7 protein-coding genes, 1 tRNA gene and 1 pseudogene are annotated in these 14560 nt (G+C 68.5%); 3 read left to right on the top strand and 6 right to left on the bottom strand.

Annotated elements, in window-relative coordinates; translation table 11 throughout:
* The 6 genes and pseudogenes from G4D77_RS04000 to G4D77_RS03975 form a co-directional block, all read right to left on the bottom strand.
* Nucleotides 1-1035: an alginate O-acetyltransferase AlgX-related protein gene (locus tag G4D77_RS04000; protein WP_154834664.1), complete on the bottom strand. Its 1035-nt coding sequence runs from the start codon at nt 1033-1035 to the stop codon at nt 1-3.
* Between the two features lie 57 nt (nt 1036-1092).
* Nucleotides 1093-3960 carry an NfrA family protein gene (locus G4D77_RS03995; RefSeq protein ID WP_154834663.1) on the bottom strand — a complete coding sequence of 956 codons (2868 nt, stop codon included), beginning with the start codon at nt 3958-3960 and terminating at the stop codon, nt 1093-1095.
* Nucleotides 3957-5678 carry a glycosyl transferase family protein gene (locus G4D77_RS03990; protein WP_213757902.1) on the bottom strand — a complete coding sequence of 574 codons (1722 nt, stop codon included), beginning with the start codon at nt 5676-5678 and terminating at the stop codon, nt 3957-3959. Before G4D77_RS03990 ends, G4D77_RS03995 begins: the two co-directional genes overlap by 4 nt.
* Nucleotides 5679-5720: 42 nt before the next feature.
* A pseudogene (locus tag G4D77_RS03985) lies at nt 5721-7952 on the bottom strand (hypothetical protein).
* A gap of 99 nt (nt 7953-8051) precedes the next feature.
* Complete coding sequence (gene wecB, locus G4D77_RS03980; protein ID WP_154834662.1) at nt 8052-9236, bottom strand: non-hydrolyzing UDP-N-acetylglucosamine 2-epimerase; 1185 nt, start codon at nt 9234-9236, stop codon at nt 8052-8054.
* A gap of 584 nt (nt 9237-9820) precedes the next feature.
* Nucleotides 9821-9910, bottom strand: a tRNA-Ser gene (locus tag G4D77_RS03975).
* A 591-nt stretch (nt 9911-10501) separates the two neighbouring features.
* Between G4D77_RS03975 and G4D77_RS03970 the strand changes: the two genes are divergently transcribed.
* The 3 genes from G4D77_RS03970 (at nt 10502) to G4D77_RS03960 (ending at nt 14540) form a co-directional block, all read left to right on the top strand.
* On the top strand, nt 10502-11524 hold the full coding sequence (locus G4D77_RS03970; protein ID WP_227740787.1) for a hypothetical protein: 1023 nt from the start codon (nt 10502-10504) through the stop codon (nt 11522-11524).
* 45 nt (nt 11525-11569) lie between these two features.
* Nucleotides 11570-12670, top strand: coding sequence for a M15 family metallopeptidase domain-containing protein (locus G4D77_RS03965; RefSeq protein WP_017406684.1), 1101 nt, complete (start codon nt 11570-11572; stop codon nt 12668-12670).
* 70 nt (nt 12671-12740) lie between these two features.
* Complete coding sequence (locus G4D77_RS03960; RefSeq protein ID WP_154834661.1) at nt 12741-14540, top strand: SAM-dependent methyltransferase; 1800 nt, start codon at nt 12741-12743, stop codon at nt 14538-14540.
* Nucleotides 14541-14560: the final 20 nt, after the last annotated feature.

The following is a 14560-nucleotide window of genomic DNA, read 5'->3' as shown; positions in this document are numbered from 1 at the left end:
TCAGCCCTTGAGTGCGGCGCGCAGCCGCTCCAGCCAGGTGGCGCTGGGCATGAGGGAGGCGTTGTCCCACTGGCCGGCCGCGTTGGGGCCGTAGCTGTAGGTGGGCTCGAACATCTGCCACACCAGCACCTGGGGCTTGTGGGCCTTGAAGGCAGGTGACTCCAGATATTCCAGCAGCATGGTCCACTGGCCCACGTTGCCGGGCTTCCAGTTCAGCGAGACGGGGCGGTCCAGCAGGCTGGAGAGCTTTTGCGGAAAGCCGAAGTAGGGCTGGACCATGCTGTGGCCCGTCACATGGACGGGCGCGGGCTCGTCGTCGAGCAGGCCCTTGGCGGGGGCCTGGCGGCGCACGGTATAGACCTCGCGGCCCACCTGCTTGCGCTCTTCGGCGGTGAGAAAGAGCTCGGCCAGGTCGCCATAGCGGCGCTCGGTGACGGTGTCGCCCAGGGCCAGGCCGCTGCCGGCGCGGCCCGCCAGCTGGGGCACCTCGCCCTGGACCATGCGGGCCGTGGCTTCGGCCGTGGCGTCGGCCGCCGCCTGGGTCCAGTGCTGGTCGGTGCGGTAGAACACGTCCTTGCCGCTGTCGCGCACGGTGCGCAGCACGGCCTCGTCGTCGAAGCTGGGAATGCCTGCGCCCTGCAGCGCCTGCAGCACCTGCTTGTAGCGGCCCTGGACATCGGCGCTCATGGCCTTGCCATCGGGCATTTTGTCAGCGTAGAAGCGCACCTTGTCGGGCAGCAGCAGCACCTGCAGCTTCACGCCGCGCGCGGCCAGCAGGTTGCGCGCCTCGGTGATCAGCCGCGTGGATTCGGTGATGCCGGCGCGGTCCACCTGGGTCAGGCTGCCCCAGCCCGGAAACAGCCAGCCGTCCTTGCCCCTGAGAACGATGGAGGAGCTGTCCTGTGCCTGTGCCGTTCCCTGCGCTGCCAGCGCGCCCAGCACCAGGGCGCAGCCGGCCAGCCCGCGTGCGGCGCGCGCCATGCCCGAGCGCAGTCCGTGCAGGGCGGGGCGGGGTGCTTGCTTGGTCGAATCCATGGGAGCTTTCTCCTTTTCTTTTGTCTGTGTGGTGGTGGTGGCGGCGGGGCGGGGCTTTCAATAGGACAGCGTCAGCGTCATGAACAGGCCCTTGGCGCGGTCGGCCTGGCCGCCGCCGATGTTGAAGCGGTACTGCATGGACCAGTCCAGATAGGACTGGGCCGTGCTGTAGTGGCTTTCGCGGAACCATTGGCGCAGGCTGATGCCCACGCCGGCGCTGGCCGACCAGCTGCTGCCGTTGCCTTGCAGGGCCAGGGTCTGTCCCTGCTGGGCGGCCAATTGGGCTGCGGTGGGCGTGGCGCCAGGGGCGGCCTGCAGGGAACGCACTTGCACGCGGTTCCTCTGTTTGATCCAGTCGGCCGCGACCACGCCGAACGGGAAGATCACCAGGCCCTGGTTGATGCCGTCGGCGCGGAAGCTGCGCCCGATGCGGGACTCGGTGGAGAAGAACCATTGCTCGCGCTTGTAGCGCCCCGAGCCGTCGCCCACCACGGCGCCATTGGTCTGGTCTGTCAGCGTGAAGCGCGAGGCCATGCTCTGGTTGGCATAGCCGGCCTGGCTGTAGCCTTCCATGGTGAACCAGCTGGAGCGGTCCGTGCGCCGGCCCGTGCCTTCGTAGAAGCCGTGGGTGACATAGGCCAGCCAGCCGCCCTGGCCAGCGCCCGCGCTGTACTTGGCCGAGATGGGATTGCCCAGTGCCGGGCCCGTGGGGTTGAGCGGATCGCGCCCGCTCATCAGGCAGCGCAGCTGGGGCGATTCAGGCGTGATGAAGCCCGAGCGCGTGGCGGAGCCGATGTTGAACTGGCGCTCTATGCCAAAGGTCAGCGCGTACTTGGTGGACGGCGTGAAGCGCATGCCCAGCGAGCCCGTGGTGGTGGGCAGGCCCGAGATGCCGCGGTTGTCGCCTGCCTGCACATTGATGGGCAGGCCCGTGCAGGGGTCGATGGCGCTTTGGCCCAGCGTGGTGCCGCCCCCGTCATGCAAGGTGCTGCCCAGCCGTCCGTAGACATCGAAGATGCGCGTCGATGAGTTGAGGAAGTTGGACGGGCGCCAGTAGGCCTCCGCCGTGCCGAAGACGGCGTCGCCGGCCTGGGTGAGGATGCCGTCCGAGAATGCGCGCCCCGCAGGCCGCGCGCCCCGGTAGCCCAGGGAGACGATGGCGCCCCATTCGCGCGAGTAGCCGGAGACGGCGCTGCGCGCGTTCTCGCGCTGCCCCGGCGTCAGCTTGGCGGTGCCGGCATCGTCCAGGTCGATGGCTTGCTTGAAGGTGCGCACGGCGCCCCGGCTGTCGCCGGTGCCGGCCAGGGCATAGCCCTCGTCCAGCATGGCGCCCGCAGGCGCCTCGCCCGTGGCGCGGGCGGCACGAAAATCCTGCAGCGCCTTGGCCGGCTCTTCCTGGCGCGAGTACAGGTAGCCGCGCTGCATCAGCAGCTGGGCGTCGTTGGGGGTGAGGGACAGGGACTTGTCCAGCCGCAGCAGGGCCTGGCCCTGCTGGTCGCGGTTGCCTGCGGCCAGCGTGGTGGTCAGCAGCTTTTGCAGCTGCTCGTTGTCGGGGTCCTGCTCCACGGCCGTTTGCGCATGTTCGATGGCGGCCTTGTAGTCCTGGCGCGCGTAGGCCGCATAGGCCTGGGCGCTGGGGCCGCCTGCGCCCTGGGCATCGGAGGGCTGCAGCTCGCAGACCGTTCCGTAGGGCGTGTCGCGGCAGTCCTGCAGCGGCGGCGGGTAGTCGGCCATGGCCAGGGTCTGCGAGGCACCGCGCGTATCGGCCACCATGGGCGTGTCGCGGCCCGGGCGCAGTCCATCGGCTTGCTTGAGGCGGCGGGCCACGGATTCATCCTGCGCCGGCATGGGCGCCAGCAGCGCGCGGGCGCGTGCCGCGTCGCCCGCAGCCAGGGCTGCGTCGGCCGCGATCAGGCGCAGGTTGGCCGATTGCTTTTCGTCCAGCCAGTCCTGCTTGAGCACGTCGTCGAAGTCCTCGTTGGCCAGCGTGGTCTTGCCCTGGCGCTGGCGTATGTAGCCGCGCATGCCCAGGGCGGCCGTGTCCTCGTTGTCCTGCGCCAGTGCCTCGTCGGCAGCCTTTTCCGCGTCGGGCAGCTGCTCGGCCAGCATGAGCGAGGTGATCAGCAGCAAGCGGTGCGATGCCGTTCCCGGCGCCAGCGCCACGGCCTCGCGTGCAAAGGGCACGGCCTGCGCCGGGTTGTTGGCGATCAGCGCCTGGTAGGCCTTTTGCGCGGGCAGCACGGCCTGGCTGCGGCGCAGGGTCTGGCGCTTGGCCACCAGGTCGCTTTTGTTGGGAGGCTCCAGGGACAGGGCGGCATCTGCGGCCTCGATGGCGGCGCCCAACTGGTCCTGGGCTTCCAGCGCACCAATCCACAGCAATGCCCATTGGCCTTGCGTGGGGTCCAGGCGAAAGGCCTGCTCGGCCTTGCGCGCGCTGTCTGCGTAGTTCCTGGCGTTGTAGTCGGCGTAGGCCTCGGTGGCGATGGGAAAGGCCTTGTTGTAGGCCTCGGAGGCCGTGGCCGCGCCGCCACCTGCGGCGGCCCCGCCTGCCGCAGCGGCGCGCACATTCGTCTCGGCCTGCTGCAGCGTGGCCTCGTCCAGCCCGGCGGCGCGGGCCGAGGCGATGGCCTTGAGCGCTTCCTCGTTCTTGCCCTGCCTTTGCAGCGAGTAGATCAGCAGCATGCGCAGGCGCAACAGGTCGGGACGCAGCTGTATGGCCGATGCGGCGGCGCTGGCGGCCCGCGCAAAGCGGCCGGCCTGGTAATGGGCATAGGCCTGGTTGGCCAGCTGCCATGCGCGGCCCCTGAGCGGCGCCTCGGCCTTGACGGCTGCTGCGGCCTGCGGCCAGGCCGGCGGCGCGTTCCAGCCGGCGCCCAGCAGGGCGGCCAGGGTGAGTGGGCGAACGAGGGGTGCGAGACGCTTCATATGCCGGCCCTTGGTGTGCTTGGATTGCCTGTTGCGGCCAAGCCGGGATGTGCCGGGGGATCGGTGGGCTCCCCCTGCTGGAAGCTGATGGCCTCGCGCAGCGTGGCCTCGTCGAGCCAGCCTTGCTCCATGAGGATGGCGCCCAGCGGGCGGCGTTCGCGCCGCTGGATCTCCAGCGCGCTGGCCAGCCGGGTTTCGTCGATGGCCTGCCAGGACAGCAGCAGCTCGCCCAGGCGCTGGCGCTGGTGCACCAACTGGTCTGTGGAGGGGAAGTCGTGCATGGTCTTGTCCCAGGCCAGGCGCTTGCCCGTGACCAGGTGGACGATGAACAGCTTCCAGGCGCGCGCCGCTGCCATGGCATTGATGAAGTTGCCGATCACCATGCGCGGGACGGACAGCAAGGCGTGCTCCCAGCCGTACAGGCGCGAGACGAACCAGGCGCGCTGCACCACGCGCAGCAGCAGGGCGACAACGTTGATGCTCATCAGCGTCACCAGCCAGCCATTGGGGGCGAACAGGGAGGGGTAGTAGACCGTCCACCAGCCCATGTGGTCGGCCAGCAGGAAGACCAGGAAGTTCAGCAGCAGCAGATAGGCCAGGATGGCCACGAAGGAGGTCACCAGCCCTTTGCGGTCGCGGAACAGCAGGTACTTGGTGGACAGCGGCCCGGCCCAGCCGACCTGGCTCCAGCCCTGCAGGCCGATGCCCAGCGTCCAGCGCGCCTTTTGCCGGTAGGCGGTCTTGAAGGTGTTGGGAAAGAACTCGCGTATGCCCAGCGGCATGGTCAGCGTGGACACCTTTTCCTTGCCCAGGCCGAACAGCGGCTTGCGCCGTATCACGTAGTCCACGGGGAACTTGCCGAAGATCTGCTTCATGCCCCGGCGCGCCAGCCGAGCGCCGATGTCGTAGTCCTCGGTCAGGGTGTCGGTGTTGAAGGGCTGGTTGTGGGTCTCGGCCGCCAGCTCCTCCATCGCCTTGCGCGAAAAGCAGGTACCCACGCCGGCCGAGGGCACCATGTGCGACATGCTCTCGCGCACCACCAGGTCCTTGGTGTGCCATTCGGCGAATTCGTCCATGTAGGTGCCGGCCACCAGCTCGTACCACTCGCGCTCCAGGGAGGTCACGGGCAGCTGGATGAAGTCCATGCGCGGCAGCAGGTAGTTGTAGTACTTGAGCTCCAGCGGGTGCAGCACGTCCTCGCTGTCGTGCAGGATCACGCCGGCAAAGGGCTCGGGCTGCAGCGTGTTCTGCTGGAAGATGGCCTGCACGATCCAGTTGAGGCAGTCGGCCTTGCAGGTGGGGCCGTCATGCGGCACCTCCACGCGGACCAGCTGGCGGTAGCGCCGGCGCATGCGCTCCACCTCGTTCTTGGTGCGCTCGTCATTGCGGTAGGTGCCCACGAAGATCATGTAGTTCTTGTAGTCCAGCGTGCCCACCATGCTCTCGAGCATGGGCGCGATCACGTCGTACTCCAGCCAGGCCGGCACCATGATGGCCAGCGGCTTTTCCTCGACCTCCTGCAACTGCTGTGCCTTGAGCGGCTGGTAGCGGCGCTTGACGGTCAGCGCGCGCCAGGCCTCGCGCACCCAGTACCAGGCGTCGATGAACAGGTCATCGATGCTGGACAGCAGGATGACGACGGCCACCACGGCGCTGGTGATCTCCAGCGCGTGGTAGTAGTCGGCCACCAGGTAGGGCCAGTAGAGGGAAGAGATCATGGTGATCGCCTCATGCCGTCGTCATCGTGGCTCGGGCCCGGCTCAGTGCCTGGGCTGCTTGCTGCGCGCCACCGCCCAGGCCAGCAGCACCAGCAGCACCACCACGACCAGCGCAATGGCGATGCCGGGCACGCTCCAGGACAGGAAGTTGCGCCATTCGTGGAAGGCGCCTTCGCGCGGACCGGACGGAATGCCGGCATCGGGGTTGCTGCTGTCCACCCAGGCCAGCGGGCCGTCACCGCCGATCACGGCGATGTTGCCGCGATTGAGCAGGAAGGGCTCGCCCAGGCCGCCAGTCCACTCGCCGATGGCACGCCACAGCACGCCCTGCTGGCCGCCGGCAGTGACCACTTCGGCCGAGGACAGCTGTTTCAGCCCCTTGATGTCCAGCCAGTCCAGCGACTTGCCGCGAATGCGCAGCTGCTGACCGTCCGTGACCGTCACCAGGGGCTTGGCGCCCTCCACCGGCACCTCCATGGCCACGAAGGGCATGGAAGGCTTGGCGGGTGCATCGGCCTGGGCCACGACCAGCTCGGCCTGCGAGGCCGACAGGCCGCTAGCTGCTGCCAGGTTGGCCATGCGCTCCAGCGCGGCCGGCGCGGCCGACAGTTAGCTGGCAGGCACCAGCAGCTGCGACCTGGCGCCCAGCAGGGGCAGCAGGCCGATGAAGCTGCCGTTGGGCTCGGCCTTGCCGGGCGTCACATAGCTGATGGCCGGCAGCACGCTGGCGGGATAGGGCTGGGGAATCTCGTTGCAGTCGGCCGAGTAGGGCTGGCGCTGCACCGACACGCGCAAGGTGTTGTTGATGCCCAGCGCGTAGCCGGGCACGCGGGCGCGCAGGCGCTCGGGCTGGCCGTTGGCGTCCAGCTGGCGGGCCGACAGCAGCATGCCGTTCCAGAACAGCGTGGCCACGGGGCGCGTGGCCGAGGCGCCGGGGGCTGCGGCCACGTACAGCGTGATCTCGCCCGGCATCCGGCCCTGCGAGGCGACGGCGCTCAGCGGGAAGTTCATCGTCCACTCGCCGCGCGACAGCACGTCGAAGCTGTCGGGACTGCCGCCCAGGCTGGACAGGCGGATGCCCTTGGCCTCGTCCCATTGCGGGGGCTGGGCCGCAGCCACCGTCACGTTGTCGCTGACCAGCAGGCGCTGCAGGGCGGCCTCCTGCAGGCCGGCCACGCGCGCACCCGCATCGGAGGCCACGGCCAGCACCATCTGGCGGCCCATGGGCAAGGCACGCAGTTGCTGCGAGGCCAGCGCCTCGCTGGCCAGCGGCGCGCGGCGGGCACGCCATTGCTGCAGCGCCTGGCCCGCATCGGGGTCGGTCGCCAGCTGGGCCTGCAGGGCTGCGAAGGCGGCGGTCAGGCGCTGCTGCAGTGCCTTGTCGGCCACCACGATGTCGCCGCTGACCTGGGCGGCCCCCAGCATGAGCAGCGCGCCCAGTTCGGCGTCACTGGCCAGCTTGTGCTGGGGCTCGGCGCCCCGCAGCGCGGCAAAGGCGGGCACGCCGGCCAGGGCGGCGGGAACCTCCAGGCCGCGCAGGTCGATCACCTCGCCCACGGCAGGAAGGGCCCGTACCTGCATGCGCCTGTTGTTGCGCTGCAGGCTGGCACCGATGCGCCAGGCGCTGTCGAACGAGGCCTGCTCCAGCTGCCTGCCCGACACCAGCACGGTGGTGCGCACGGGCAGGGTGTTCCAGACATCCTCGATGGTGCGCACATCGCGCGGGTCCACGCGGTAGCTCAGGCGTGTCTGCGGCGAGATGGTCAGCGAGTTGGCGAGGGAGTGGTTTTCGTCGCAGCGCTGCTGGCTGTTGTTGCGGTTGCGCCAGTTCACGCCCAGGCGCACGAAGTCGCTGGCGCGCGCAGGCTGGGCCACGGGCAGGTTGCGCTGCAGCGTGCCTTCGCCGTCCGGCACGGTCTGGGATACGGCCGGCGTACCGTTGAGCGAGATCACCACGGTCGAGGTCCCCGGCTCTCCCTTCAGGTAGCGGCCATCGAAGGCGATGCTGGCATCGCCCAGAGGCAGGCCGCGCGGCACGGGCAGGTAGAAGTCCTGGGTGGCCGTGCCGGCCAGCACGACCGGGTCGACAATGCCCAGCTCCTTGAGCGTGACGCTGCGCTGCAGCCCGTCGCTGGCGCCCAGCTGCCGTATGGCGTCACCCAGCGCCGAGGCGGATGCCGTCTGGGCGAACAGGGCGCCCAGGCCCAGCAGCGAACCCAGCGCCCAGCGGGCCCCGGTGCGGGAAAACGAATGGCGGTGGATGGTCGGTTGCATGGGGGGCCTCTTTTTCACTTCGGTGCTCGGTTCGTGACGCGATTCGTGACACGTTCAGTTGCTGCAGGGCGGCTGCCGTTGCGTTGGGACTGGCGGCCTTCAGGCCGGCGCCAGGCCCTTGCCCATGGTGGCGAGGATGCCTGCCGGTCCGGCGGCAAACTCCTCGAAGGGCTGTCCCAGCAAGGCCCGTACGATGCGCTGCGAGGCCCGTCCGTCGCCATAGGGATTGATGCGGCGCGCGAACGAGGTGCGGTGGCCTTCATCGGTCAGCAGGCGGTTCACCTCGGCCACGATGCGCGCGCGCTGCGTGCCCACCAGCAGCACGGTGCCGGCCGATACGGCCTCGGGCCCCTCGGTCACATCGCGCATCACCAGCACGGGCTTGCCCAGGTAGGGTGCTTCCTCCTGCACTCCGCCGGAATCGGTCAGGATGATGCGGGCCCGCTGCATGAACCAGACGAAGTCCACATAGTCCAGCGGATCGATGAGGCGGATGTTGTCCATGCCGCCCAGCGTACGCATGACCACCTCGCGCACGGCAGGATTGAAGTGCACCGGGTAGACGATGAGCAGGTCCGGATGGCGCCGCGCCAGCTCGGCCAGCGCGGCGCAGATGTTCTGGAAGCCTTCGCCGAAGTTCTCGCGCCGGTGGCCCGTGACCAGCAGCAGCGGGCGCTGCGCGTCCACCCAGGGATGGCGCCCGGCAATGTCGCGGGCGAGCTCGGGCCGGGCATCGAGCCGGTCGCACAGCGTGGCCAGCGCATCGATGACGGTATTGCCGGTCACGGCGATGCGGCCCTGCAGGTTCTCGCGCAGCAGGTTGGCACGCGACGTGGGCGTGGGCGCGAACATCCACTGGCTGACCACATCGACCACGCGGCGGTTCATTTCCTCGGGAAAGGGCTGGGCCAGATCCCCCGTGCGCAGGCCGGCTTCCACATGGCCCACGGGAATGCGCCGGTGAAATGCTGCCAGCGCACAGGCCGTGGCCGTGCTGGTGTCGCCGTGCACGAGCACGTAGTCGGGCTTTTCCTGCTCCAGCACGCCGTCGGCGCCCGCCACCACGCGGGAGAACAGGCCGTTGAGTGTCTGGCTGGGTTGCATGACGGCCAGGTCGTGCCGGGCCTGCAGGCCGAACAGCTCCATCACCTGGTCCAGCATCTGGCGATGCTGACCCGTCACGCACACCACGCTTTCGATGCCGCGCGTCTGCGACAGGGCCGTCACCAGCGGCGCCATCTTGATGGCCTCGGGACGGGTCCCGAAAAACGAAAGAATTTTCATGCCAACCCCTTTGCGTCTTCTTGTGCTCTTCGCTCCTGCGTTGTTCTGGTGCTCCGCGCCCGGAGAGCGGGGGCCGTCTCAGCCCGAGGGCGGGCCGGGCAGGCTGCAAGGCGGTGTGGAATATACGTCGGGTTTTTGGCTTTTTCGATCGGCTTGGCGTCTCTGATTGAAAACTATCGTCAATTGAGTGAAATTGACGGAAATTAAGAGGACTTGAAGGGATTTTGTGACATTGCTTTCCATTTGGAACCTCCGTCGGATCGCTCACCCTGCAAGCCTCTTGCGGCTGGGCCTGAATGCTTGTTCGCGCCGCCCTGCGGTTGCACAAAGCTGCGCGCCTGGATGCTTTGTTGCAGCTAGTACATCACTGAAACAAGGCTGTGCCTGTCGGACACCTGCGTATTGCATGCCCAGGCAGGGGTCTGCGCAAGGCTTGAGCGGCAGGTGCAGCCTGTGACTTTCCCTGATGCGCTGACGGCCTGCCGGGTGGATACGGCGCGAGGCTGCGCGGGGCAGGACCCGGGCCGAACGCAGGCCCGGAAACGAAAACGGGCCCCGTGTAGGGGCCCGTTTTGCTGGGTGTATGGCGGAGAGGGCGGGATTCGAACCCGCGGTGGGGATTAGCCCACACACGCTTTCCAGGCGTGCGACTTAAACCGCTCATCCACCTCTCCGAAGCCCTCGATTGTAGCAGTGATTTCGGGCGTCCACGGTAAGAAACTGGTGCCGGCTGCGCTGGCCCGTGCGGCGATGGTTGCCCCACTCAGGGCCTGCAGTGCAACCGTGGCAATGCCGGGTGTTGCCTGTCCGGGCGCGGACAGGCGGGTAGTGACGGCAGGCAATACCGTGACATGGGACGGATTTGCGATGGGTTCAATGCATGCGCCTGGTGGTCATCCACTGATTTTCAGGGTGGAAAATGTAATGGAGTTCGTGTAAATGGAAGGTGCCGGAATGCGGTGTGAATCTCCGGTGCGGACCGTCCACCTGTGGCGACATTTTTCATGTGTACAAGATGGTATTTTCATTGCCCATCTGTGTTGGTGCAAGCTATTGATATTGTTGATGTTTATTGAAAAAACACCGCCAATGAATCGGTATTTGCACGGGGTCCGGGAGGCATTGCGGGGGACGAATTTCCTTCATGCGGCGTTGGATGCATTTTGCAACAGACATCGAATGGGAGCTTGTGGAAAATGCCTGCGCCGATGAAATGCAGCAGTAACGGATTTCCGTCTGGCAAATCATAGGAACTCGCTATCACCATGGCTTCCCACTCAATGCGCGCCGATTCTTCATTTCGCCAGACGCCGGTATTGCCCGCACTGGCCTTCGGGCTTGTGGCGCTGCTGGGTACGACGGCGTTCGCTGCCGGGCTGCAGCGGCAGGTGCTGGAAAGCCTGCCGTCCGGCACGGCCAAGGGGGCGCCTGCCTATGAGTTGTCCCTGCCTGCCTGCACGGAGTCGGCCTGTCCCTTCGAACTGAGGCTGGTGCGTGCCGGTATGGAGCAAGGCAAGCCAGCGGCGCTGGCCTGGCCTGCTTCAAGAGGGCAGGCCCAGCTGGCGCCATCCGATCCGCTGTACGGCGCGGGCGATCCCTTGTCCGAGGCCGCGCGGCGCGCGCGCGTCTGGACGACCGGCGAGGAAGAAGGCACGGTCACCGCCGCGGCGCGGACCTTGCGCCTGCCCGGCGTGCAAGGCGGGGCGCGCGCCTTGCTGGTCACGCAGATGGGCGGCTTCGACCATCCCAAGCGCCGCCATGCGCTCTATGTCGCCACGGCCCAGGGACCGCATCTGGCCTGGCAGTACGAAGAGCCTCCAGGCAGCTACCAAAGCTGGGTGCTGGCGCCCACGGGCCGGATCCCGGTGCTGCTGGTGCGCTATGACTCACCGCAGGACGACGCCCCCGACCAGATCGAGACCCGCAGCCTGCGCTGGAACGCAGGCCGGCAGGCGTTTGCCGAACAGGCATCGGCGCCGCCGGCTGCCGTGCAGGCCGTGGTGGCTGCGCGCTATGCCGGCGTGGCCGCCGCGCGTGCAGCGCGCGCGCAGCAGGCCGACTGCCTGGGAGGCTATGCCGTGGTGCTCACGCGCCCCGCAGGAGCTGCGCCGCATCACGCCCTGGTGCAGGTGGCCGCGGATATGGCACAGGCGCATGCCGAATCGCTGCGGCTGCGTGCCTGCTCGGCCAGGCTGCAGCCGCGCACGGTGCCTTTGGCGCATCTGCTGCCGAAGGCGGAACAGGCGCCCGGCCGGAAACCTGACCGCAAGACCGATCCCGCCCGCTGAGCCCGAGCAGCGCGTGACACCGACAACCGCAAAGAGGGAAGACACATGCCAGACATCAAGGACAGCGTAGGCGAGGGCGGCAGCAACCAGGTCCATGACGTGGCCCTGCTGCAGGCCATGCTGCGCGTGGTGAAGGACGCCAAGAATGCACCCTATCTGGGCGTGGACTACGACGGCAGCTACGGCGCGCAGACGCGCGCCGCGCTGGAGCGTTTCCAGAACGACCACAAGCTGGTGGCGGCCAAGGCCGCGCCCGGCCAGCCGCAGGCCGGTGGCGCCAAGGAGGCACTGGGCCTGGCGGCAGCCGGTGGCGCCACGGTGGCCAAGCTCAGCGCCATGCTGCCCGCATCGCACCAGAACATGCGCTCCGCGAACAACTCCAAGACGGTGTATATCGAGGCCAAGGCCCAGGATGCGGCCACCAGCAAGGCCGCCATTGCCAACGATGCGGAGTACGAGCCCACCTTCCGCGCCAAGCTGGCCAGCCTGGTGCAGCAGATGTACGACACGCACAAGATCGCGCTGTGGATCACGCCCACCGGCCGCCGCCGCACCTTTGCCCAGCAGGCGGCAGAGACCCAGACCAAGGCCGGCCCCGGCGAGAGCAACCACAACTTCGGCCGGGCGGCCGACATCGGCTTCAAGCGCTTCCAGTGGGTCAAGGGCGACGGCAGCATCGTCACCGATGCCGACTGGCTCAACCAGCTGCATACCGCCAAAGCGGCCGATGCCGCGCGCTGGTGGGATGAGCGCGACCGCCTGGCCGCCAAGCAGGGCCTGCTGCCGCTGAAGTTCGAGCGCGTGCACCTCCAGGCCTTCGCCCAGGAAGGCGTGAGCAACCAGCGCTCGCTGGCCAAGCTGCTCAATGCCGTTTCGCAGAACAACATGCGCTGGAAATCCGCCTACCAGGCCGACCTGCAGTCCCAGGGCAAGCACTGGGTCACCGTGGGTTCGGCCAAGTCCATCTGGGCCGGAACGGCCTCCGTGACCAAGGCCGATCTGGCCAAGGCCCGCACCCTGGCCACGGGCAAGCAGGTGAAGGAAACGCAGATCACCCAGGACGAGGTGGCCGCCATGCGCCGCATGCTCAAGGCCGATTTCGAGCAGGCCGACCTGAACTGGTCCAAGTGGGCACCCGTGCCCTGAGCCCGGCCGGACGTCTGCCGCCTGCCGCGCGAGCAGGCGCCACTGCCGTGCATCTCCCGGAGAAAGCATCTTGAGAACCGACTATTCGAAGGGCGAGGCCGCGCTGCGCGTGCCCTTGCCCATGTCCATGCCCATTTCCCTGTCCCTTTCCGCCTCTGCCGGTGCGCCCACCGGGCCGCCCGCTGCGGTCCGTGCGCCGCAGGACGTGCTGTCCGGTGTGCGCGTCGCCTCGCAACTGCTGCAGGACTTTCGGCCCATCACCGAAAGCATCGAGTGGGAGCTGGGCCATCTGCATTGGGCGCAGGCGGGCCTGTTGACCTTTGCCGAGAACGAGGTGCCCTACGTGGTCAACAACAGCGGCCGTCTCTCCGAAGATGCGGCGGCCCTGCTGTTCCATCACTGCGCGGACACGGCGCCGCAGGGCACGATTGCCGTGCTGGAGCTGGGCGCGGGCTGCGGCCTGTTCGCGCGCATGTTCCTGCAGGCCTTCCGGCACCTGTGCCAGCAGGAAGGGCGTGATTTCGACCAGCGGCTGGTCTGCTACGTGACAGACGGCTCGCCGCGCACCGTTGCGCAGTGGCACGAGCGCGGCCTGTTTGCCGAGTTTGGCGGCCAGGTCGTGGCAGGCTGCTGCGACGCCATGCACCCCGAGGCCGTTCGGCTGCACGACGGCAGCACGGTGCCGCTGCCGCCGCTGCATGCCGTGTTCTGCAACTACGTGCTGGATGTGCTGCCCGCCACCGTCGTGCGGCGCCAGAACGGCGGGCCGGTGCAGGAGCTGCGCATACGCACCCGCCTGACGGACGATGCCCAGCTCGTGCGCCAGTACACCGCGCTGTCGCCGCATGAGATCCGCGCCCTGGTGGATCACGCGGATGCGGCCGAGCGCGCGCGCCTGCTGCCCCTGGTGGGCCTGTTCGAGCAGGAGACGGGATTTTTCGACTGCGGCGACGCGGCACTGTCGCCCTGGGTGGATGCCGCCCTGTCCGTCAGCCAGGACGCGACACGCCTGCTGGTCAACCACGGCGCCTTCGGCGCGCTGCAGACGCTGCAGCAGCGGCTGGCGCCCAAGGGCCTGGTGCTCATCAACGACTACGGCGCCTGCACGCCCGAGGCGGCGGCCCAGTCGGGCGCCTCCCAGCGCTTTGGCCGCACCAGCGCCATCGGCCTGAACTTCCCGCTGCTGGCGCAATTGTTCGGGCGCGAGGGGTGGCAGGTGCTGGCGCCTTCGGGCGATGCGCAAAGGGCCATCCATGCGCGGCTGCTGATCGGCGAGGGCTGCGAGCGCACGGCGGCCGCCTTTCTCAACCGCTTCAGCGCCGACGCGCAGCAGTTCTTCGAGGCCCCGGCCCATGAGGCCCGCACGCACCTGGAGTCGGGCCGGCAGGACGCCGCGCTGGAAAGCTACCGCCAGGCCATCACCCGCAGCCCGCGCGACTGGCGCCTGCTGGGCGAGGTGGCGGAGTTCGTGGGCCTGCAGCTGCGGGACTTTGCGGCAGGCATCGAGCTGGCGCGCAGCGCGCTGGAGCTCAACCCCTGGCTCAGCACCTGGCTGTGGAACGTGCTGGGCGACTGCCTGTTCTGCCAGGAGCAGTTTGCTGCCGCGCATGACGCCTACCTGCAGGCCGAGCGCATAGACCCGCGCGATGCCCGCACCCAGCTCAACCTGGCCTACACCTGGCAGCAGTGCGGCGACCCGGCGCGCGCGCTGGCCTGCATCGCCCAGGGCCTGGCGGGGGATGCGCATGGCGTGCACACGCAGCGCCTGATGGAAAAGCAGCAGCAGATCCTGGCGCAGATCGCTGCCCTGCGTGCCTCGCAGCAGCAGCGGCTGGCGCAGCGCGCGGCGCGTCTGCAGGCCGGGGCATAGGCCAGGACATAGGCTGGCAG

The organism is Delftia sp. WY8 (genome assembly GCF_018437695.1).
GTDB classification, from domain to species: Bacteria; Pseudomonadota; Gammaproteobacteria; order Burkholderiales; family Burkholderiaceae_C; genus Comamonas; species Comamonas tsuruhatensis.
The sequence above is the reverse complement of the archived record's forward strand: the minus strand, read 5'-3'. Positions and strand labels throughout refer to the sequence as shown.

What these genes read in the sequence shown, in the direction of transcription:
- G4D77_RS04000 (WP_154834664.1), bottom strand. Translation starts at nt 1,035, where the DNA reads ATGGATTCGACCAAGCAAGCACCCCGCCCCGCCCTGCACGGACTGCGC.
- G4D77_RS03995 (WP_154834663.1), bottom strand. Translation starts at nt 3,960, where the DNA reads ATGAAGCGTCTCGCACCCCTCGTTCGCCCACTCACCCTGGCCGCCCTG.
- G4D77_RS03990 (WP_213757902.1), bottom strand. Translation starts at nt 5,678, where the DNA reads ATGATCTCTTCCCTCTACTGGCCCTACCTGGTGGCCGACTACTACCAC.
- wecB (WP_154834662.1), bottom strand. Translation starts at nt 9,236, where the DNA reads ATGAAAATTCTTTCGTTTTTCGGGACCCGTCCCGAGGCCATCAAGATG.
- G4D77_RS03970 (WP_227740787.1), top strand. Translation starts at nt 10,502, where the DNA reads ATGGCTTCCCACTCAATGCGCGCCGATTCTTCATTTCGCCAGACGCCG.
- G4D77_RS03965 (WP_017406684.1), top strand. Translation starts at nt 11,570, where the DNA reads ATGCCAGACATCAAGGACAGCGTAGGCGAGGGCGGCAGCAACCAGGTC.